This window comes from Streptomyces sp. NBC_00390, from assembly GCF_036057275.1.
Lineage (GTDB): Bacteria > Actinomycetota > Actinomycetes > Streptomycetales > Streptomycetaceae > Streptomyces.
On record NZ_CP107945.1, the window covers coordinates 7,551,989 to 7,573,145 of the forward strand.

Genomic DNA, 21,157 nt, shown 5'->3' on the forward strand with positions numbered 1-21,157 from the left:
CACGTCCCTGGCCCTTCGGGCCCCTGATGTGCCCCTGCACCGGACCCCGTCACCGATCCGGCCTCCTCATCGGTGGGAAGAGGCCTGGCGGGCGAGGCCGGGGAAGACCGGCAGAGCCCAGTGGGGCGGGCGCGGCGGGGCGGGGGGCGCGGCCGGGGCACCCGGCGGTACCTCTTTGGCGACCAGCCCGTCCACCACCGTCGGCTCACGTACCCGGGGGCCGTCGGTGCCTCCGGACGCCGCGGCGCGCATCGCGGCCACGAACTGGGAGCACGAGTCGAAGCGGTCGTCGGGGATCTTGGCGAGCCCCTTCGCCATCACACCGTCGACGGCGGCCGGCAGATCGGGCCGCTTGGCGGTCAGTGACGGCGCCGCATCGTACTGATGCGCCCACAACAGGGCCATGTCGTCGTCGCGCTGGAACGGCGGCGCCCCCGTCAGCATCTCGTGGACGACACAGGCGAAGCTGTACACATCGCACCGGCCGTCCACCGGCTTCCCGGAGATCTGCTCCGGTGCCACATAGTCCAGCGTCCCGACGAACTCGCCCGCCGTCGTGATCCCGGACAGGGACAGCGACTTCTTCGTCAGCCCGAAGTCGGTCAGATACACATGCTCCGGGTGGTCGCTGTCGGTGCCCTCGGCAACCAGGATGTTGCCGGGCTTGACGTCCCGGTGCACCAGGTCGTGTGCGTGGGCGGCGTCGAGCGCCGATGCCACCTGGGCCGCGATACGGCCCGCCATCCGCGCCGACAGCGGTCCCTGGCGGTCCAGCAGGGCCCGCAGGTCCTGTCCCGGCACGTACCGCATGGCGATGTAGAGCAGCCCGTCGGTCTCGCCCGCCTCGAAGACCGGCACGATGTGCGGATGGTCGATCGCGGCCGCCGCCCGCGACTCGTGGGCGAAGCGTTTGCGGAAGGTGTCGTTGCGGGCCAGCTCGGGCGCCAGCAGCTTGAGGGCGACCGTGCGGTCCAGCCGCAGATCCTTCGCCCGGTAGACGACCGCCATGCCGCCGCGGCCGATCTCGCGTTCGACCAGGTAGTTCGCGATCTGCTTGCCGATGAGCTCGGACGGGCGCCCGGCCGGCAGGTACTGCTCGTGCGGGTCGGGTGCCATCAGGCGCCACCGGGACGCGTGGGCGGATGCGGATGCGGCTGCGGTGCGGAATCCTCGGCACGGTCCACGACGCGCGTCGGCTCATTCGCCTCCGACACCGCCTCCGCATCCGACTTCGCGGCCTCCGGCCCGGCGCCGGAGCCGCGCCCCTGGCCCCCGGCGTCGTACCGGGCCACCTGTGCCGGGTCGATGCCCTGGGTCTCGTCGGGGGCCTCCGCCTCACCGACCAGAGGCGCGGGAGGAGCCGGGGCCGCTCCCCGTGCGGCGGACGCCGAAGGGGCCGCCTCGGCCGCGAGGGTGCTCAGCCGGATCCCGTCGCAGTACACCCAGCGCTCGTGCTCGGCGTCGTACAGCCACACCGACTCGCCGTCGACGACCATGCCCACCCGCAACCCTTGCGTACGGCGCCGGAAGCCCTCCCCGTCGGTTCGCCCGGCCGCACGGTCCTCTGTCGCCGTCCGGTAGCGGGCCAACGACTCCCCGACCCGGGCCAGCAGTGGTCTCGGGTCTGCGGTCCGGGCGAGCGGCTGCCCCGCCGCCGGGGGTTCCTGCGGCACGGCGACCAGCAGGCGGCCGTCCACCCAGGCCGACCAGCCGTTGGCGCACAGGATCTGCCCCCATTCCCCGCGGCGCTCCACCAGCTGTACCGGCAGCAACGGGTCGAGTGGCGCGGTCGGCCGCGACACGTCCGGGGCCTCCCAGGCCTGGAGCCCGGCCTGCGGCACCACATGAGTGGGGCGGAACTCGGCAGTGGTCATGACCTGCGCACCTACCTCCGCATGACCGCGGGCTCATGGCGGCGCAGCAGCCGCGCCACCGCGAACCCGAAGACGACCGACAGCACCACCAGCATCCCCATGTCGAGCAGCCACACCCCGGTCGCATGTTCGAAGAGCGGATCGCCGGTCAGTTTGCCCGGCGCGATCGAGGCCACTCCGATCGTCGACGCCATGGCGGCCAGTGCCCACCGGGAGGGGACCAGCCACGAGAACTGCTCCACCCCGGGCACGCCGTGCAGCTCCAGCAGCGCTCCGCAGAACACGACCTGAACGATGGCGAGGAGGACCAGCAGCGGCATGGTGACCTCCTCCTTGCGCACCAGCGCGGACACCAGCAGCCCGAGCATCATCGCGGTGCACGACAGCAGGGCGACCGCCAGCGTGATCTCGGCCAGTGGGGGCATCAGTACGCCCTCGCCGTCCGGCGCGTTCAGATCGACTCCGGCCAGTGCGACAAGGGTCAGCACGACGGCCTGCAGCACGGTGATCGTCCCCAGCACCACGACCTTGGACATCAGATACGCGGATCTGGACAGCCCGACCGCCCGCTCCCGCTGGTAGATCACCCGTTCCTTCACCAGTTCCCGCACCGCGTTGGCCGCGCCCGTGAGCATGCCGCCGACACACAGGATGAGCAGAGCGCTCATGGCCGTCTCCCGGTCGAGCCGGCTGCCGGCCAGTGCCCGGGCCATCGCACCCATCACGAACGGCAGCACGATCATGACCACCAGGAAGGTCCGGTCGGCGCTCAGCGCGGCCGCGTAGCGCCGTACCAGGGTGCGCAGCTGGGCACCCCAGCTGTGTGCCTTCGGCGGTGGGGCGACCGAGGTGGCCGCGGCGGGGAGCCGCGGCAGTTGCGGCTGCGCGCTGGCGCCCGCGATGTACTGGCGGTGGAACGGGGATGCGCGGTACGTCCCCGCCCAGTCGCGCTCACGGTCGTTCTCGAACGCCTCGAACGCCTCCGGCCACTGCTCGAATCCGAAGAACGGGAGAGTGTCGCCGGGCGGTCCGTAGTAGGCGATCCGGCCGCCCGGCGCCAGGACCAGCAGCCGGTCGCAGACCTGCAGGCTCAGCACGCTGTGCGTGACCACGATGATCGTGCGGCCGTCGTCGGCGAGGCCGCGGAGCATGTGCATGACGGAGCGGTCCATGCCCGGGTCGAGTCCCGAGGTGGGTTCGTCGAGGAACAGCAGCGACGGTTTCGTCAGCAGCTCCAGCGCCACGCTCACGCGCTTGCGCTGACCGCCGGACAGGGAGTGGATCGGCTGTCCGGCCCGCTGCTCGAGACCGAGTTCGCGCAGCACCTCAGCCACCCTGTCCAGTCGTTCGGCCTTCGCGGTGTCCTGCGGGAAGCGCAGCTCGGCAGCGTATGACAGGGCCCGGCGCACGGTCAGCTGCGAGTGCAGGATGTCGTCCTGAGGGACCAGGCCGATGCGCTGGCGCAGCTCCGCGTAGTCCCGGTAGAGGTCGCGTCCGTCGTAGAGCACGGTGCCCTGGTCGGCGGGGCGCAGCCCGGTCAGGGCGTTGAGGAGCGTGGACTTGCCGGCGCCGCTCGGCCCCACCACGGCGAGCAGACACTTCTCGCCGACCGGGAACGACACATGATCGAGGAGCGTCTTGCGGCCGCCGTCGACCGAGACGGTCAGATCCTGGACGTCGAGCGAGACCTCGCCGGTGTCGACGAACTCCTGCAGCTGATCGCCGACCAGACAGAACGACGAGTGCCCGATACCGACGATGTCGCCGGGCATCACGCGAGCCCGGTCGACGGGCTGGCCGTTGAGATACGTGCCGTTGTGACTGCCGAGGTCGACGATCTCGTACCTGCCGTCCGGGTGCGACTCCAGCTCGGCATGCCGGCGCGAGACCACGAGGTCGTCGATGACCAGCTCGTTGTCGGCGTCGCGCCCGATGCGCACGGTACGGGCCGGCAGCGGCCGCACACTCGTCGGCTGGCGGAAGGTGCCCGTCACGGACGGCGTGGATACGGAGGAGGGGTGCGCGGCCGCCGCCGGCCCGGCCCGGGATGCCCCCGCGAAGGCGGGCGGGAGCTCACGTCCCATCAGCACCACTCGCGGGCCGTCGGCCGGATTGCCGAACCGGATCTCGCTGCCGGGGCCGACGCCCGACTCATGGATGCGGCGGCCGTCCGCGTAGGTGCCGTTGGTGCTGTCCGAGTCCTCGAGTGTCCAGTGGTCGGCGACCGCACGGAGCACGGCATGGTGCCAGGAGACGCGCGCATCGTCGATGACGATGTCGCTCAGCGGATCACGCCCGACGTGGTAGTCCCGGTCCGGAATCATCACGGTGGAGCCCGTGTCCGTCTCCAGTACGAGTTCGGGGGCAGTCGGCATACTGGGCCGCTCTGGCATGTCCGAATTCTATCGAGTGGGCGTTTTGCCTGCCCGGCCGAGCAGGCTTGTCGTGTCGGGGGCGGCCGGCGGCCGAGGCTGTCCCGGCCACCCCGGGACAGCTCGCGGCAGTGCATGCCGGGCCGCGGGCGCCGCGTGTTGCCGCCGGGCGGGATGCGGTGCAATCTGACTGTGACCCAGAAGCGACACAGGCTCACTCTTCGTACTCGGGGTTCCGCAAGCGAATGACGGGCCGTCGCGGGAGGAGCCACGGTCATGAACATCCCGGTTGCCTGTCACTACCACATCGAAGTGCCCGCCACGAAGGAGCGGATTCCGCAGATCCGGCGCATACTCGCGGCGCATCTTCGGCACTGGACCCTCGAGACCCACATCACGCCGGTCTGTCGCGCCGTCGACGAACTGATCGACAACGTCGTCGAGCACGTCGAGGGTGACAAGACCTGTGTCGTGGAGCTGCGTTGGACGGGCCGCCACCTGATCGCATCGGTCGCCGACCGGGACGGCCGGCTGCCACGCCTGCACTCGTCCTCGCCGTCCAAGGGCGGTCTCGCCAAGGTCGCGGCCCTGAGCGACAGCTGGGGGACGTGCGGCACGGACGAGGGCAAGGTGATCTGGTTCAGCCGGCGTGTGAAGGCCGCGCAGCGGGTCCTGCGCGGCCGCCCGCAGCCGCGGCCCCTGGTGCCCGAGTTCAAGACCCTGCCGGCGGATTCATTGCCCGCCCTTCGGTTCGACGCACCCGCCCGCCCTGCGGAAACCGTGCGCTGAGACCCGCGCATCCCTGCCCCGGCACTCTCCCCCGTGACACACGGCCCGGCCTACGGGTCGGAGACGGTGAACAGCCGTCCGTCCACTCGGCGATCCGCACACGGTCCCTCGGGTGGCCGAACGTGGTGAGCCCCCGCCGAGGCCCCGCCGGCACTCGGGACGGTGGACTCACCCGATCGGGTGAAAAGCTTGGTGATGCGACGCGCCGGCGCCTCGCCGCTCCACTCGGCCTCGGGACCCGGCGGCAGCTGCCTCTTGGAGGCGTTGCTGTCGTCGGCGCGGTTCGGGTACTCGGGATTGCGGTGCGTCCGCGCCCCCGCTCTCCGGCGAGGGGATGCAGTCGCCCCGAGGCGGCGCCGCCCTTGCAGCGGGCCGCCACATCCTAGAACTCCCGGTCGTGTGCGGCCAGGGTCTGCTTCCGGCGTTCTCCGGATCCGCCTGGGCGGGCGCGGAAGAACCCGATCCGGCGCGGCCCGTCGCAGGGGAGCCGCTCTTCACCGTGCCGCCCCCGCCCGGCAGAGTGCGAGAACGACGGCCGCCGGGGCCATGGCGCTGCGGCCCCGGGCGGGCGTCTCACGATCGGGTTCTCCGTTCGGCCGGGGGCGGATTCGCGGGCTGTCAGGTCCCCGTGCCGGCTCTCAGGCAGCGTGCCGGTCGGCGCGCTCGGCCGGGTGCAGGGAGGTCACCAGCCGGAAGAAGCGGGCCTCGTTGCCCGCGAGGCCGCTCGCCCGTAGTGCCGCGTCCGCCTCCGCGATCGGCGCGGCCAGCAGCTCGAATGCGCGCGGGGCGCGCCGAGGATCGGCGAGCACGGCTCTGGTGGTCTGCATCAGTCGCACGTACGCCTGGGCGGCGGCCAGTTCGGGATCGTTCATCTCGGACTTCCCCTCGTCAAGGTGTCGGACCGTCAAGCATCTCGCGTGGCACTGACAACGGGGACTTCGGCCGTGTGTGGGGGCGTGCCGACGGGACGAATCCGAGGTCGACGGCGGCGGGCGGCTGCATGGGGTCGTTCTCGCGCAGCCGGGCCATCAGGGCGGGGAGCTGGGGCGGCCACAGCGCCTCGGTGGTGACGGCGAGCTCGCCGGGCGTCCACCATCGCCAGTTGAGAATCCCTTCGTCCGGGTGGTCGGCCTCGGCCTGGTCGCTCGGTGGGCGGTGCGGGCCGTGCGTCAGATAGATGTGCTCGTGCTGGCGTACCGGCGTTCCGGTGTGCGTGAAGTCGTGCTCCCAGGTGCAGAGCAGGGGCCCGGGGGCCAGGTCCTGCCAGCCCGTCTCCTCGCGCAGCTCGCGCAGTGCTGCCTCGGGCGGCGTCTCGCCGGGCTCCAGCCCGCCGCCCGGCATGGACCAGTGCACGCCCACTTCTACGTTGTCGAAACGGAAGAGAAAGATCCGTCCGTCGGGATCGATTACGGCAACTCGGGCCGCCTGACGAGGAGTTCGCATGGTGCAACGGTAGCCGTGCGACGCGCCGGACACGCGGGAGCCGACGGCCCGCCACAGGGGGCGGACCGCCGGCCTCGCGGTGGGGGGTGCCTCAGAAGATGCTCACGCCGTACGCGCTCAGCGCCTCGGTGACCGGCTGGAAGAACGTGGTGCCGCCCGAGGAGCAGTTGCCGCTGCCGCCGGAGGTCAGTCCGAGGGCGGTGGAACCGGAGAACAGCGAGCCGCCGCTGTCGCCGGGCTCGGCGCAGACGTTGGTCTGGATCAGGCCGTAGACGATGTCGCCGCCGCCGTAGTTGACGGTCGCGTTCAGACCGGTGACCGTGCCGCCGCGCAGACCGGTGGTGCTGCCGCTGCGCTGGACCGACTGCCCGACGTAGGCGTTGCCGGCCGCCGTGATGTCGCGGTAGCTGCCGTTGTACAGGTACACCCGGCCGTCGGCCGCCGAGGCGTTGGAGTGGCGGATGATCCCGTAGTCGTTGGTCGGGAAGCTGGATCCCGTCCGGGTGCCGAGCAGCGTGGTACCGGCGGAGTTGGTGTACCAGGTGCTGCCGATGTTGGTGCAGTGACCGGCCGTCAGGGCGTAGTACGTGCTGCCGCTGCGGACGTTGAAGCCGAGCGAGCAGCGTCCGCCGCCCGCGTAGATCGCCTGGCCGCCCGCAATGAGCTTGCTGAACGTGCCCGGGGTGCGCTTGATCTGCAGGGCGCCGGCCTTGGCGCCCGCGGCCTCCTTGATCCGGGTGATCTCGGTGGCCGAGACCGTGGAGTCCGCCGTCACGACGAGCTTGCCGGACTCCTTGTCGGTGTACCAGGCGGTGCCGGGCACATCGGCGTCCAGCACGGCTTCGCCGACCTGCGCGAGCTGGGCGGTGCTCGCCTTGGCGGTGCCCGGCTCGGCCACGGCGGTGGGGGCCGCGAGCGCGGAGACGGTCAGCAGCGCGGACGCCACGGCGATCAGCCGAGCGCCTCTGGCGACGCCGCCGAGGGGGGTGAAGCGCTTGATGTTCACTACGTCCTCCGGTGGGGGTTCCGGGGGCCCGCGGGTGGACGGGCCCGGCAGAGCGGGGCATGGCAGGCACCGCCGATGGGCTCGATCGGTCATGTGCCTGTCAATCGCCGCACCATGAATCCTGGGCTCCGGTTGAATCCGCGACAAGATCGCCTTTCGGTCGCTCTACGCGCGTCCATCGGCTCTGCCGCCGAATTGCATACGGTGGTGGCCGGAAATGCGCCCCGTTCCGCTCCTGATCGCGGGCGGCGCCGGGGCGGGGTCCGGGTGTGGGGAGCCTGTCCCGGCTGTTTGCGCACCGACATGTGGCTGAACGCCTGCCGGGGACGGGTGGCGGTACGGGTGGGGCCTGCCGCCGCCGCGCCGGCCGGCCGTAAACGGAATGCCGCATGCCGTCAGGGCTGTTCAGGCTTCAATCGATCTGGCGGGCGCCGGATGCCTGGGCGGGTCGCCTCGCCCGGCCGGCACCCCGCGGCGGTGGGATCGCCGACGCACCCGTTGCAGTGGCTCCCGCACATTCCCTGCCGCCAGGGGGCGACCGCCGGCGCCCGGCCGCCCGGCGCGGGCGGCGGGGCCTCGGTGTCGCCCACGATCTGCAGGCGGCCGGAGGACGCTGTCCCGACAGGCCCGTGCGGCACTCCTTTATGCCTCAATCACTCCTGTTCGCCCAGCGGAAGCCCCTGTCCGAAACCCGCCCCTTGCACTCGCCCGCGCGGCAGCACCCGAGGGCGGAAGCGGCGGGATGAGCCGTAACGTGACGTCATGTGCTGAAGCGCGACGGCCGATCTGGTGGCGGGCACAGGCATCATGGCGATCGGAGCGGCCTGCGTGGCGGGTATACCCTGCGACGCCGCAGGACGCGGGATCTGCCGCTCGCAGCCCTGCCGCTGCTCCTGGGCGCCCACCAGATCGTCGAGGCCGTCGTCGGGTACTCCGGCGGCGGACGGGCCCGGCCACCACCACATGGGCCGTGATCGCCCTCTCGGTGCCGGCGGTGGGGTGCCGACGAGGTACTGCTCGCCGCGCCCCCCGCCGTGAGGAGCCGACTGTTCCTGCCGGCCGCCGCCGGGACCGTCACCGCCGCCGTCCTCGCCCACACCCTCGCCACCCGCACCGCGACCGCCGAGATCCGCGGCCACACCATGAGCTACGCGCTCCACGTTCCGCAGACCCCGCTGCTTCTCGCGGGCTACCTCCTCGCGACGGTCGGCTCGCTGCTGCTGGCGGGGGACCGGCTGCTGCGGTATCTCGGTGTCCTGGTCGGGGCCGGCGCCGCGGTGTGTGCGCTGCTGTGGCGATCGCAGTACGTCTCGACCTGGTGTGCGCCGGCGGCGGTGGCCTCGGTCGTGCTGCTCGCGTGGGTACGCCGTCCCGCGAGGCGGGCGGCGCGGGATCCGGCGCCGCTGCCGCCGGACCGTACGCCACGGTGAACGCGGAAGCCGTCCGTCCCCGCCCGGCCCGCTCTGTGAATCCTCGTCCGGTGCATTGCCCGGGCACGGCGGGGTACCCGTCGGCCCGGTAGGCCGGCCGTGCGGCGGGCACCGTCCGGCCGCAGCCCGCTCGCACCCGCCCCGCCACGGAGTGACGCTGGAAGGGACACGCCGTCGGGGTTCGCGGCAGCCCCCGGGCGGGCCGGCGGGCCGGGCGCGCAGTCCCTCTCCGAGAGGCAGGAATCACCGTGAACACTCCACAGGACGTCACACACCCGGTCGTGGTGACGATCAGCGGCTGCTCGAAGGAGGATGCCGACACGGTCTTCCATGCCCTGGGCCGGTCCTTCGCCTCGGACCGCGCCGACGACGACTCGCCCGAGTACGTGTCCGAGGACCACATGACCGTGTGGACCGCGACCTTCGACGTGGCCCGCCCGCAGGAACCGGCGCAGCCGGTACGGCTCGAGTCGGCGGTCACGGTCGGCGTCCAGGGCGGCTACTGGGCCGTGGACCGCGTGCAGGAGACGCTCATCGCCGCCTTCGACGTCGAAGAGGAGGGCATGGCCGCAGGCGACCAGGAAAAGGACGTCCAGCTCCGGCTGCAGAGCGGCGTCCACCAGTGAATCCGTCAGACCGGCGTCCGCCGGTGAATCCGTCCGACCGGGGGCCGTCCGGGTCCGGCAGCGAGCTCGAGGAGACCTTTCCATGCCCATCGCCACGGTGAATCCCGCAACCGGGGAAACACTCAGAACGTTCGACGCGCTGGGTCCCGACGAGATCGAGCAGCGCCTCGCCCTGGCGATGGCCGCGTTCTCGCAGCACCGGACCGCGGGGTTCGACCGCCGGGCCGAACTGCTGGGCAGAGCCGCGGACCTGCTGGACCAGGACCAGCAGGAGATCGCCCGCACCATGACCACCGAGATGGGCAAGCCCATCGCGGCGGCCCGCGCCGAGGCCGCGAAATGCGCCAAGGCCATGCGCTGGTACGCCGCCCGCGCCGAGGAGCTGCTCGCCGACGAACACCCGGCGCCCGCCGACGTCGACGACGCGGGCGCGACACGCGTGACCGTCCGCTACCGCCCGCTCGGCGCCGTCCTCGCCGTGATGCCGTGGAACTTCCCGCTCTGGCAGGTCGTCCGCTTCGCCGCGCCCGCGCTCATGGCGGGCAACGTCGGCCTGCTCAAGCACGCCTCGAACGTGCCGCAGACCGCCCTGTACCTGGAGGACCTCTTCCGCCGCGCCGGCTTCCCCGAGGGGTGCTTCCAGACGCTGCTCGTCGGCTCCGGCGCGGTCGAGGGCATTCTGCGCGACCCCAGGGTGGCGGCCGCGACCCTGACCGGCAGCGAACCCGCGGGCCGCTCGGTCGCCTCCGTAGCGGGGGACGAGGTCAAGAAGACCGTGCTGGAGCTCGGCGGCAGCGACGCCTACGTCGTCATGCCGTCGGCGGACGTCGAGCGCGCCGCCCGTACCGCGGTGACGGCCCGCGTGCAGAACAACGGGCAGTCCTGCATCGCCGCCAAGCGCTTCATCGTCCACGACGACGTCTACGACGACTTCTGCGCCCGCTTCACGGCAGGCATGCAGGCACTGACCGTCGGAGACCCGATCGAGGAGTCCACCGACATCGGCCCGCTCGCGAGCGAACAGGGCCGGGCCGACCTCGAGGAACTCGTCGACGACGCCCTCGCCCGCGGCGCCACCGCTCGGTGCGGAGGCCGGCGGCCCAAGGAACAGCCCCGCGGCTGGTTCTACGAGCCCACGGTGCTCACCGAAGTCTCGGCCGGCATGCGCATCCACCACGAGGAGGCCTTCGGTCCGGTGGCCACGGTGTACCGCGTCCATGGCATCGACGAGGCCGTGGACCTGGCCAACGACACACCCTTCGGGCTCAGTTCCAATGCGTGGACCCGCGACGAGGCGGAGGTGGAGCGGTTCGCCCGTGACCTCGAGGCGGGCGGAGTGTTCTTCAACGGCATGACCGCCTCTCATCCCGCCCTGCCCTTCGGCGGTGTCAAGCGGTCCGGTTACGGGCGGGAGCTGTCGGGCCACGGCATGCGGGAGTTCTGCAACATCACCACCCTGTGGCACGGGCCCGAGCACCAGGACGCCTGAGCGATGGCAGACATCGGCTGCACGATGATGGCCGAGCAGGCCGGGCCGAGGGACCTCGTGGACCATGTCGTCGGCTCGTCCAGATCGGCGGCGCACACCAGCAGCCGTTCGTCGACTGGGCCGAGAAGACCCTGCTGCCCGCTCTGCGTGAGCTGTGAGGCGGGAGTACAGGGCGGACAGGGCCCGACGGTCGGCCGCGGGCGGGTGCCGGTGCGCGGCGACCGGGCTGCCCCGCGCGCACCGCACCGCAAGGCAGCCCGGGCGCAGTGCCGCGGCGCGTCCGTTCAGACGTTGGGCACCTTCAGCTTGTCCCAGCTCGCCTTGCCCGGAATGCCGTCCGCCGCGCTGCCCGAGTAGCCGAGCTTGCGCTGCCAGGCCGCGTACGACGCGCGGTCGGCCTCCGTCCACTCCGGACCAGGACCCACCTCGTAGCGCCCGCAGCCCTCGGCCACCAGCCGCTTGCCCATCGCGGTGATGATCGGGCTGCGCCGCCCGCGTGCGAAGAACGCCGCGCCGGGGAACGGCTCGTACCTCGCCGGCGGCTTCGGCCCGGGCGGCCTGACGCGCAGGCGCTCGGCGATCCGGCCCCGCATCGAGTCCATCGTGAACCCGCGCGGGTCCACCTTCCCCGGCTGCCACTCCTTGTGGCCGATCACGGAACGCTGCGTCCAGCCGTGGGCGCGGCAGATCGCGGCGGCCGCCTTCTCGATCGCCTCGAGCTGGGCAGCCGGCCAAGGGTCTTCGCCGTCCCCGAGGTTGATGCATTCGAAGCCGTAGAAGTGCCGGTTGCCGTCCGTGTTGGCCTCGTTGTCGGCGGGCAGCGGAGCCGACTCGTTGATCACGGCGCGCAGTACGTCGTCGTCGCCGAGGCCCGCATGGTTGGCGCGGCCGTTGCCGACGAGATGGACCGTGCCGTCCTTGGCGATCACTCCGTGGCACAGCGGACCGGGCAGAGAGGCATAGCCGTCGTAGCAGAGGTCCACCGAGTTCTGGGTGCCCGAGGTCACTGTGTGATGGATCATCACGCCGTGCAGGGGGCCCCAAGGACCCATGTGGTTGCGGTTGTGGGTACGCCAGCTCCGGTGCTCGACGACACGCAGACCTTCGTCGCGGAGGGCTTTGAGTAATCTGTCGGCGGACAGAGGTGTTGCCATCGCGGTGTTCCTTCCCGGGGGGTTCGTCAGTTCCGGGGTGTATGTCGTCTTCCTGCCCGGTCGTGACCGGAGCCGAACCGTCCACCGTGGCGCGCCCGGCCGCATTCGCCTGCGCTCCGCCTGCTGTTCCGCTGCCGGCGCCCGGGCGTGCGCCGGTGGAACCCTGCCCGCCGACGGGCCGCACGCCAGGCGTGGATCGGCCACCGGCTCCTCGCCCAACTCCCAGGTCAGCGGGGCATAGTGGGAGTGGATGCGGTACGGGGCTGCGGCGGCGCACGGCGTGCCGCGTCCGTCGGCCACTCGACGTGGTCCGTGGCCTTTCGTGCGGGTATCAGCCGGAAGTCACCTGAGCGGTAAGGCCGATTCGGCTGGAAACAGACGAAGTCGCCTTCCTTCAGCGGCAGTCGGCCGCCCTTCCCGATCCGCAGGCGACCGGGCCCGGGAAGCGCGCGACGGCCCCGGCGGCGCACGCGAGCTTCAGGCCCATGTCCGGTCCACCGGCATCGGGGGACACCCGTTTCGGGGCCGCGTGCCGCAGTGCACCGCCTCGTGCCGCGTCGGCCCGTGGGCGCGGCCGACCGTGCTGCGGGCGGCCGGTGCGGTGGCCTTGGCAGGCAGTTGCGGGTGCAGCCCCGGCCGGCGGTTCACCGACGGATCCCGCCCGTCCGGCAGCGGGCACCCGCCGCCTCGGCAGATCCGGCTCCGCCCGCAGCAGTGACAGCCCTCCGCCGCGGCTGCCGCGGGGCGGTGTCCGCGAACTCCACCGCCTCCACCCGGCCGTCGGCCCTGTGGTTCGGACGTGCCGTCACTGCCGAGCGAGACCGACTCCACCCGGGCGCCGTCGAGTCCGTCGATGGCGAAAGTCTCCGAGCCGTTCTCGCGCGACCATGTGAACGTCGTGTCCTTCGCCGCACCGCCGGAATGTTTCTCGACCCGGCACAGGTGGATCCCCGGCCGGCCCCCGTAGCGGGCGTCCCGGTTTTCCCGGGCACGGGTCCTCGTCCGCGCGCTCGGGCCGTTCGCCGCGCGCCGTCCGGGTCTGTGCCGCCGCTCATGCGGCGAACGCCGCCCTTACCCGGTCCTCGGTCGCCCCGTCCACCCAGGTCCGGCTGAGAGGCGGACGCGGGAAGCGCCTGCCGCATCACGTTCGGCCGGCTGCGGTGTCCGGCATCGCGGAGCCCGTCGCGACCTCGCGCAACAGCGGTCCTCCGCGGTGGTGACCGAGCGTTCCGCTCGCGGATCCTGCCCGATCCGGAAGTCGGGCCGTGTCTATGCTCTGTCCGGCCCCTGCGCGCGCACCTCGTCGACATGCCTCAGGGATTCGCGCAGGTCGCTCAGCCAGTCGTCCGCATTCCGCCCGACCAGCCGGACACACCACGCCAGCGCGTCACTGCGGCTGCGCGCCACACCTCCGGCGATCAGGGTGTCCAGCACCTGACGTTCCGGCTGGCGAAGCCGCGTCATGGCCGGTGCGGCCAGCGTGGTGTACATGGCTCTTCGGCCGCCGCACTCCACGCCCCACGAGACCTTGCGCCCGAACCGCCGCTCGGCCTCCCGTGCCACGCCGATGCGCTCGTCCCGGGTGCGTTCCCGGAACTCCGCGACGCGGCCCTCCACCGCCGCTTCCCGTTCCGTCTGGGACGCGTCCTCGCCGAGCTCGGGCTCCGGAATCCGCCCCACGACCGTGATCTCCTCACGGTCCACCGTCACATCCAGGAGCTCGGCGAAGAGTCCGTCCGGCAGGCGTCCGGCGAACCAGCCCCGCAGCACCTGTTCCTGCTCGCTGCCAGTCATGTAATCAAAATTACGCCTCCCTCGATCCAGTCGGAAGGGATGCGGCCGAGGGGCCTCTCAGCCGACAGCGGACACCACTCGGCCATCCGTGTCAGAGCCCTTGCACCCCAAGGCTCGCGCGGGTCATGGCCGCCGCCTAGAGTTGCGTATATCAGCGCATACAGGCAGATTTCCCGCTGCCCGTGCCCTGGGAGGTCAGATGACGCGCATCTCGCTGACGGTCGACGGCACGCTCTACGAGGACGACGTGGAACCCCGCCTGCTCCTCGTCCACTACCTGCGCGACCATCTCGGTCTCACCGGCACACCCGTCGGGTGCGACACCAGCAACTGCGGGGCCTGCACCGTCGATCTGGACGGTGACAGCGTCAAGAGCTGCACGGTCCTCGCGGTCCAGGCCGACGGGAGCGAGGTGACCACCATCCAGGGGCTCGCATCGGACGCCGAATGGCATCCGCTCCAGACCGCGTTCCACCAGCAGCATGCCCTGCAGTGCGGATACTGCACGCCCGGCATGATCATGGCCGCGCGGGATCTGCTGAAGGAGAACCCCGACCCGTCGCCGGAGGAGATCCGCATCGGCCTCGAGGGCAACCTGTGCCGGTGCACCGGGTACCAGAACATCGTGCGGGCCGTCCTCGCGGCGGCTGCCGAGCAGCGCCGCCGCGCCGCTCCCACGCCCGGCGTGGAGGCGGAAACCACCGGGGCCGCACCCGCCGACCGCGCTCCGGCCGCACCCACGACCCCAGCCAGGGCCGGGCGGGAGGCGCCGGTATGACACAGCAACGGACCGAGCGGGAAATCGGCCGCTCACGCGTCCGCAAGGAGGACGCCCGGCTCGTCACCGGCCGCACCACCTGGACCGACAACATCACCGTCACGGGTCTGCTCCACATGTCGATCCTGCGCAGCCCCATGGCACACGCCACCGTCGACCGGGTCGACGTCTCCCGCGCGCTCCGGCAGCCCGGCGTGGTCGCCGCGTTCAGCGGCCGTGACCTCGCCGACGAGCTCGGCTCCATGCCCTGCGTATGGCCGGTGACCGAGGACATCGTCATGCCCCACCACCCGGCGGTGGCCGTCGACGAGGTCCGCTACGCGGGAGACCCCGTCGCCGTCGTCATCGCCCGCGACCGCTACACGGCGGCCGACGCCCTCGAGGCCGTGGACGTCGACTACACGCCACTGCCGCCCGTGCTCGACCTGGAGGCGGCGCTTGCCGACGGCGCGCCGCTGGTGCACTCCGACAAGGGCACCAACCGCTGCTACACCTGGCCGCTGGCGACCGGCGACTACGACGCCGAGAAGGCCCGGGCCGACGTCGTACTGCGCCGCCGCTACACCCAGCAGCGCCTCATCCCGAACGCCATTGAGCCACGGGCCGTGGTCGCCACCCCGCCCACGGCCTCGAACGAGTACACGCTGTACTCCTCGACCCAGATCCCCCACATCGTCCGCGTGACACTCTCCATCGCCACCGGCATCCCCGAGAACCAGTTGCGTGTGGTCGCCCCCGACGTCGGCGGCGGCTTCGGCTCCAAGCTCCAGGTGTACGGCGAGGAGGCGCTCGCCCTCGCCGTGGCCCGGCGGCTCGGCCGGCCGGTCAAATGGACCGAGTCCCGCTCCGAGGGGTACCAGGCCACCCACCACGGCCGCGGTCAGCTCCAGGATGTGGAGATCGCCGCCACCAAGGACGGCAAACTGCTCGGCCTGCGTGTGGATCTGCTCGCCGACATGGGCGCCTACCTGATGCTCATCTCACCGGCCACCCCGCTGCTGGGCGCGTTCATGTACCCCGGCATCTACAAGATGAACGCGTACACGTTCAACTGCACCGGAGTCTTCACCACCAGGACGCCCACCGACGCCTACCGCGGCGCGGGCCGCCCCGAGGCCACGTTCGCCATCGAGCGCACCATGGACGAACTGGCCGCGGAACTCGGCCTCGACCCGATGGAGCTGCGGCGCCGCAACTGGATCGGACACGAGGAGTTCCCGTACACCTCCGTCTCCGGGCTCACCTACGACAGCGGCAACTACGAAGCGGCCACCGACCGAGCGCTCGCCCTCTTCGGCTATGACGACCTGCGTGCCGAACAGCGCGAGCGGAGCGAACGGGGCGACCCGGTACGGCTCGGCATCGGTATCTCCACCTACACCGAGATGTGCGGCCTCGCACCCAGCCGGATTCTGGGCGAACTGCGCTATGTGGCCGGCGGCTGGGAGAGTGCGAGCATCCGGATGCTGCCCACCGGCACGGTCGAGGTGACCACCGGCACCACCCCGCACGGGCAGGGCCACGCCACCTGCTGGAGCCAGATCGCGGCCGATGTGCTCGGGGTGCCGTTCGAGGACATCGAGGTCGTGCACGGCGACACCAGGGCAGTGCCGCAGGGCATGGACACCTACGGCTCCCGCTCGCTCGTGATCGGCGGGGTCGCCGTCCACCACGCCGCGAAGAAGGTGGTGGAGAAGGCCCGCAAGGTCGCAGCGCACCTGCTCGAGGCCAGTGAGACCGACCTCGACTTCTCCGCCGGGAAGTTCACGGTCAGGGGGTCGCCCGAGGCGTCGAAGACCATCCAGGAAGTGGCCTTCGAGACCTTCCATTCCCACGACCTGCCCGAGGGAATGGAACCCTCCATCAACGCCGAGCACGTCGTCGACCCCGACAACTTCTCCTTCCCGCACGGCACCCACCTGTGCGCCATCGACGTCGACACCGAGACCGGCCGGGCCCGGATCCGCAGCTACGTCTGCGTCGACGACGTCGGCAAGGTGATCAACCCGATGATCGTCCAGGGCCAGATCCACGGCGGCCTCGCCCAGGGCATCGCCCAGGCGCTGTACGAGGAGGCGGTGTACGACACCGAGGGCAACCTCCTCACCGGCACCATGGCCGACTACCTCGTGCCCTCCGCCGTGGACCTGCCCGACTTCGTCACCGACCGCACCGAGACCCCGGCGACCTCCAACGCGCTCGGCGTCAAGGGCGTCGGCGAGACGGCAACCATCGCGTCCACCCCGGCCGTCGTCAACGCGGTCGTCGACGCGCTGCGCCCGCTGGGCGTCACGGACGTGCAGATGCCGTGCACACCCCACCGCATCTGGGAGGCCGTCCGGCAGGCGGCCAGGGCCGAGGAGGTGTCCGCATGATCCCCGCGGCATTCGACTACACACGGCCGCAGTCGGTCGAGGAGGCCGTGCGCGCGCTGGCGGACGGCGGCGACGAGGCGAAGGTGCTGGCCGGCGGCCAGAGCCTGATCCCCATCCTGCGGCTGCGGCTCGCGTTCCCGGAGATCCTCGTCGACGTCGGCAGGATCCCCGAACTGCGCGGCGTCCGCGAGGACTTCGACACGGGCGCGCTCATCATCGGAGCCATGACGACGCACCATGACGTCATCCACGACCCGCTGGTGCGCCGTCACGCAGGACTGCTCGCCGCCGCCACGGAGACCGTCGCCGATCCCGCCGTACGGCACCGGGGCACGATCGGCGGTTCACTCTCCCACGCCGACCCGGCCGGTGACCTGCCATCGGTGCTGCTCGCCCTCGACGGCGAGATGGTCGCGGCGGGGCCGCAGGGCAGGCGCACCATCCCGGCCCGCGAATTCTTCACCGACTATCTCGAGACTGTGCTGCGGCCCGACGAACTGCTCGTGGAGGTCCGGGTACCGAAGGCCGACAACTGGGGCTTCCACTACGAGAAGTTCAGCCGCACCGCGCAGGACTGGGCGATCGTCGGCGTGGCCGCGATGGTCCGGCGCGGCGACGGCCACCTGTCCGAATCGCGTGTCGCGCTCACCAACATGGGCCCGACCCCGCTGCGGGCGGCCGCCGCCGAAGAGGCGCTCGCCGGTGCGGCGGCGACACCGGAGGCGGTGGCACGCGCCGCCGATGCCGCGGCGGAGGGTACACGTGCCGCATCCGATCTCTCGGCCTCGCGCGCGTACCGCGAACACCTCGCGCGGGTGCTCACCCGACGGGCCGTGACAGCCGCCGCCGGAATGGACTGACGGCCAGGACCGCGGAGACGGGGTGAGGGCGTGAGGGAAGGGCCCGGTGAGCTGCGCGCGAGACTGGAGAAGACCGGCTATCTCGTCGACGACGGTCTCGCCACCGCGTGCTTCCTGGCCCTGAAGCTGCACCGGCCGCTCTTCTGCGAGGGCGACGCCGGCGTCGGCAAGACGGCGCTCGCGGCAGCCCTCGCCCAGGTCATGGACGCGCCTTTGATCCGGCTGCAGTGCTACGAGGGCATCGACGCCTCCCAAGCCCTGTACGACTGGGACTTCCCGCGCCAGCTGCTGTACCTCAAGGCCGCCGAAGCCGCCGGGACCATGGACGCCGACCGGCTCCAGGGCGAGCTGTACAGCAGACGCTTCCTCATCGCCCGTCCCCTGCTGCGGGCCCTGGAGACCCACCCCTCGGTCCTGCTCATCGACGAGATCGACCGGGCCGACGACGAGTTCGAGGCCTTTCTGCTCGAGCTGCTCTCCGACTACACCGTGACCGTCCCCGAACTCGGCACCCTCCGGGCATCCCGGCCGCCCGTCGTCGTCCTCACCTCCAACCGCACCCGTGAGGTCCACGACGCACTCAAACGGCGCTGCCTGTACCACTGGTTCGACCACCCCGACTTCACCCGCGAACTGGCCATCGTCCGCAAGCGGCAGCCCCAGGTGACCGAGCGGCTCGCCGCCCAGGTCACCGCCGTCGTGCAGATGCTGCGTACCCAGGATCTGCTCAAGCCGCCGGGCGTGGCCGAGACCATCGACTGGGCCGAGGCCCTGGACGCACTCGGTGCCACCGAACTCGACGCCGAACTGGCCCTCGACACGCTGGGCTCGGTGCTGAAGTACCACGAGGACGCTCAGCGGGCCCGCTCGCTCGACCTGTCCGCGGTCCTCGCGGTGAGGGGAGCGTGACCGCCATGCCCCCGGCCCACGTGTACGGCCCGACGGCCGTCGCCGTCGGCTTCGCCCGGGCGCTGCGCGCGGCGGGGGTCGCCGCCGGCCCGGAACGCGTACAGGCCTTCGTGTGCGCGCTTGACGCGCTCGGCCCGGGCCGGCGATCCGACGTCTACTGGGCGGGCCGGCTCACACTGTGCGGCAGCCGGGACGACCTCGAACGCTACGACCGTGTGTTCGCCGCCTACTTCGCACCGCCGCAACAGCGCCGCGACCGGGTGCGTAACGCTCCTCGGCCGGTACTGCGGCCGGTGTCGGCCAGGAGCGCACCGCCCGCGCCGGACGCGGAGCGTCCGCACGGCGCACCGCGCGCGTCTCCCGCCGCGGCCGTCTCCACGGAGGTCCTGCGCCACCGTGACATGGCGGAACTGACCGCGTCGGAGCGGGACCAACTGCGCCGCCTGCTGGCCGCGTTCGCGCTCAGTGGGGAGCCGCGGCGCACCGCGCGGCTGCGCCCGGCCCGGCGCGGCGGCGTCGATCCGCGGCGCACCGTACGCGAACTGCTGCGCCACGGAGGGGAACCGGCCAGGCTGCGCCGTCGGGCCCGTGCCACGAAACCCCGCCGGGTGGTGCTGCTGCTGGACGTCAGCGGCTCGATGGACCCCTACGCCGGTGCCCTGCTGCGCTTCGCCCACGCCGCCGCCCACGGCGCCCGAGCCCGTACCCCCACCGAGGTCTTCACCCTCGGCACCCGGCTCACCCGCGTGACCCGCCAGATGGCGCACCACGATCCGGACGAGGCGCTGGCCGCCGTCGCGTCCGCCGTGCCGGACCTCGGCGGAGGCACCCGGCTGGGTGAGACACTGCGCGGCTTCCTGGACCGCTGGGGCCGGCGGGGAGTCGCCCGCGGAGCGGTGGTCGTCGTGCTCTCCGACGGCTGGGAGCGGGCGGACCCGGCGCTGCTCGCGGTCCAGATGCGGCGGTTGCGGAGGCTGGCGCACCGTGTCGTGTGGGCCAACCCGCGCAAGGCCCACCCCGGTTACGAGCCGCTCGCGGCCGGCATGGCGGCGGCGCTGCCCAGCGTGGACGCGTTCGTCGAGGGACACAGCCTGGCGGCACTGGAGCGCCTGGCATCAGTGGTGAGAGGTGCGGCCCATGCGTGACATCCTTCCTGCGCTCGGTCACTGGTACGCGTCGGGCAGCCCGTTCGGACTCGCCACGGTCGTCGGGGTCAGCCGCAGCGCCCCGCTGGGTCCCGGATCCGCGATGGCGGTGGGCCCGGGGGACGAGGTCGTCGGCAGTGTCTCGGGCGGCTGCGTCGAAGGCGAGGTGTTCGAGCTGGCCAAGGAGGTCGTCGCCAGTGGCCGCCCGCAGTTGCAGACCTTCGGCTACACCGATGACGACGCGTTCGCCGTCGGCCTCACCTGCGGCGGGGAGATCACGCTCCTCGTACGCCCCGTGTCGGCCGAGACCGACACGACGTTCGGACAGGTCGCCGCATCGGTCGCCGAGCACCGCCCGGTCGTGGTGGCCACCGTGATCGACGGCCCCGCGAGGCAGGGCGCGACCCTCGCCGTATGGCCGGACGCCGTGTCCGGCACCCTCGGCGCCGAGGGGCTCGACGCCGCCGTCACCGCCGACTCACGCGGGGAACTGGCACAGGGCGCCACCGGCCGGCGGCACTACGGCCCGCAGGGCGAACGGCGCGAGGACGATGTGACGGTTTTCCTCCAGTCGTTCGCACCGCCGCCGCGGATGCTGGTGTTCGGCGCGATCGACTTCGCGGCCGCGGCGGCCGGGATCGGCGCGTTCCTCGGCTACCGGGTGACCGTGTGCGACGCGCGCCCGGTCTTCGCCGACCCCCGGCGCTTCCCCGACGGTGTGGAGGTGATCGTCGAGTGGCCGCACCGGTATCTGCGCGTCACCGAGGTCGACGACCGGACGGTGATGTGCGTGCTCACCCACGATCCGAAGTTCGACGTTCCGCTGCTGGACGTGGCCCTGCGCATGCCGGCCGCCTACATCGGGGCGATGGGCAGCCGCCGTACGCACGAGGACCGGCTGGCCCGGCTGCGGGAGAAGGGGCTGGACGAGACGCAACTGGCGCGGCTGCGCTCGCCGATCGGTCTCGACATCGGTGCCCGTACGCCCCAGGAGGTCGCCGTCTCGATCGCTGCGGAGATCGTCGCACTGCGCTGGGGCGGCAGCGGCGCACCGCTGGCGGACACGGACGGCGCGATCCACCGGTCACGGCTGAAGTCGGTATGAGACGTGAG

General features: G+C 72.0%; 17 protein-coding genes and 1 pseudogene. 10 read left to right on the forward strand and 8 right to left on the reverse strand.

Annotated elements, in window-relative coordinates:
* Positions 1-66: 66 nt before the first annotated feature.
* Genes OHS70_RS33570 through OHS70_RS33580 form a run of 3 tightly spaced genes read right to left on the reverse strand, consistent with a single transcriptional unit; the run spans position 67 to position 4,267 of the window.
* On the reverse strand, positions 67-1,116 hold the full coding sequence (locus tag OHS70_RS33570) for a serine/threonine-protein kinase (RefSeq protein WP_328403770.1): 1,050 nt from the start codon (positions 1,114-1,116) through the stop codon (positions 67-69).
* A complete protein-coding gene (locus tag OHS70_RS33575) occupies positions 1,116-1,874 on the reverse strand; it encodes a hypothetical protein (RefSeq protein ID WP_328403773.1) in 759 nt (252 codons plus the stop codon). The genes OHS70_RS33570 and OHS70_RS33575 overlap by 1 nt, the downstream gene beginning before the upstream one ends.
* A gap of 11 nt (positions 1,875-1,885) precedes the next feature.
* Positions 1,886-4,267, reverse strand: coding sequence for an ABC transporter ATP-binding protein/permease (locus OHS70_RS33580; RefSeq protein ID WP_328403775.1), 2,382 nt, complete (start codon positions 4,265-4,267; stop codon positions 1,886-1,888).
* A gap of 255 nt (positions 4,268-4,522) precedes the next feature.
* Here OHS70_RS33580 and OHS70_RS33585 point away from each other — a divergent pair, with 255 nt between their 5' ends.
* On the forward strand, positions 4,523-5,035 hold the full coding sequence (locus OHS70_RS33585) for an ATP-binding protein (protein ID WP_328403777.1): 513 nt from the start codon (positions 4,523-4,525) through the stop codon (positions 5,033-5,035).
* Positions 5,036-5,673: 638 nt separating this feature from the next.
* On the opposite strand, the gene OHS70_RS33590 is transcribed toward OHS70_RS33585, so the two are convergent.
* The 3 genes from OHS70_RS33590 to OHS70_RS33600 form a co-directional block, all read right to left on the reverse strand.
* Positions 5,674-5,907, reverse strand: coding sequence for a hypothetical protein (locus OHS70_RS33590; RefSeq protein ID WP_328403779.1), 234 nt, complete (start codon positions 5,905-5,907; stop codon positions 5,674-5,676).
* A 16-nt stretch (positions 5,908-5,923) separates the two neighbouring features.
* On the reverse strand, positions 5,924-6,478 hold the full coding sequence (locus OHS70_RS33595; protein WP_328403781.1) for an NUDIX hydrolase: 555 nt from the start codon (positions 6,476-6,478) through the stop codon (positions 5,924-5,926).
* A 91-nt stretch (positions 6,479-6,569) separates the two neighbouring features.
* Complete coding sequence (locus tag OHS70_RS33600) at positions 6,570-7,484, reverse strand: S1 family peptidase (protein WP_328403783.1); 915 nt, start codon at positions 7,482-7,484, stop codon at positions 6,570-6,572.
* A 764-nt stretch (positions 7,485-8,248) separates the two neighbouring features.
* On the opposite strand from OHS70_RS33600, the pseudogene OHS70_RS33605 reads away from it, so the two are divergent.
* The 3 genes and pseudogenes from OHS70_RS33605 to OHS70_RS33615 all read left to right on the forward strand — a co-directional run bounded on the left by OHS70_RS33605 (position 8,249) and on the right by OHS70_RS33615 (position 11,029).
* A pseudogene (locus OHS70_RS33605) lies at positions 8,249-8,914 on the forward strand (DUF6629 family protein).
* Between the two features lie 248 nt (positions 8,915-9,162).
* Complete coding sequence (locus OHS70_RS33610) at positions 9,163-9,540, forward strand: hypothetical protein (protein ID WP_328403785.1); 378 nt, start codon at positions 9,163-9,165, stop codon at positions 9,538-9,540.
* A gap of 82 nt (positions 9,541-9,622) precedes the next feature.
* Positions 9,623-11,029: an NADP-dependent succinic semialdehyde dehydrogenase gene (locus tag OHS70_RS33615; protein ID WP_328403787.1), complete on the forward strand. Its 1,407-nt coding sequence runs from the start codon at positions 9,623-9,625 to the stop codon at positions 11,027-11,029.
* Positions 11,030-11,313: 284 nt separating this feature from the next.
* On the opposite strand, the gene OHS70_RS33620 is transcribed toward OHS70_RS33615, so the two are convergent.
* Both OHS70_RS33620 and OHS70_RS33625 read right to left on the reverse strand, forming a co-directional pair.
* Positions 11,314-12,183, reverse strand: coding sequence for a peptidoglycan-binding protein (locus OHS70_RS33620; protein WP_328403789.1), 870 nt, complete (start codon positions 12,181-12,183; stop codon positions 11,314-11,316).
* A 1,269-nt stretch (positions 12,184-13,452) separates the two neighbouring features.
* Positions 13,453-13,977, reverse strand: a complete 525-nt coding sequence (locus OHS70_RS33625; RefSeq protein WP_328403791.1) for a hypothetical protein — start codon at positions 13,975-13,977, stop codon at positions 13,453-13,455.
* Positions 13,978-14,176: 199 nt separating this feature from the next.
* On the opposite strand from OHS70_RS33625, the gene OHS70_RS33630 reads away from it, so the two are divergent.
* The 6 genes from OHS70_RS33630 to OHS70_RS33655 are packed head-to-tail and all read left to right on the forward strand — an operon-like array spanning position 14,177 to position 21,149.
* Positions 14,177-14,755 (forward strand): (2Fe-2S)-binding protein, encoded by a 579-nt coding sequence (locus OHS70_RS33630; protein ID WP_328403793.1) that lies wholly within the window; start codon positions 14,177-14,179, stop codon positions 14,753-14,755.
* The gene (locus OHS70_RS33635) at positions 14,752-17,130 is read left to right on the forward strand and encodes a xanthine dehydrogenase family protein molybdopterin-binding subunit (protein ID WP_328403795.1); all 2,379 of its coding nucleotides are present in this window, start codon (positions 14,752-14,754) and stop codon (positions 17,128-17,130) included. Before OHS70_RS33630 ends, OHS70_RS33635 begins: the two co-directional genes overlap by 4 nt.
* Entirely contained in the window at positions 17,127-17,990 is an 864-nt protein-coding gene (locus tag OHS70_RS33640) for an FAD binding domain-containing protein (RefSeq protein WP_328403797.1), read from the forward strand. The genes OHS70_RS33635 and OHS70_RS33640 overlap by 4 nt, the downstream gene beginning before the upstream one ends.
* Before the next feature lie 30 nt (positions 17,991-18,020).
* Positions 18,021-18,899: an AAA family ATPase gene (locus OHS70_RS33645; RefSeq protein WP_328403799.1), complete on the forward strand. Its 879-nt coding sequence runs from the start codon at positions 18,021-18,023 to the stop codon at positions 18,897-18,899.
* A 5-nt stretch (positions 18,900-18,904) separates the two neighbouring features.
* Entirely contained in the window at positions 18,905-20,044 is a 1,140-nt protein-coding gene (locus tag OHS70_RS33650; RefSeq protein WP_328406100.1) for a vWA domain-containing protein, read from the forward strand.
* Positions 20,037-21,149 carry an XdhC/CoxI family protein gene (locus OHS70_RS33655; RefSeq protein WP_328403801.1) on the forward strand — a complete coding sequence of 371 codons (1,113 nt, stop codon included), beginning with the start codon at positions 20,037-20,039 and terminating at the stop codon, positions 21,147-21,149. The genes OHS70_RS33650 and OHS70_RS33655 overlap by 8 nt, the downstream gene beginning before the upstream one ends.
* The last annotated feature ends 8 nt before the right edge of the window (positions 21,150-21,157 follow it).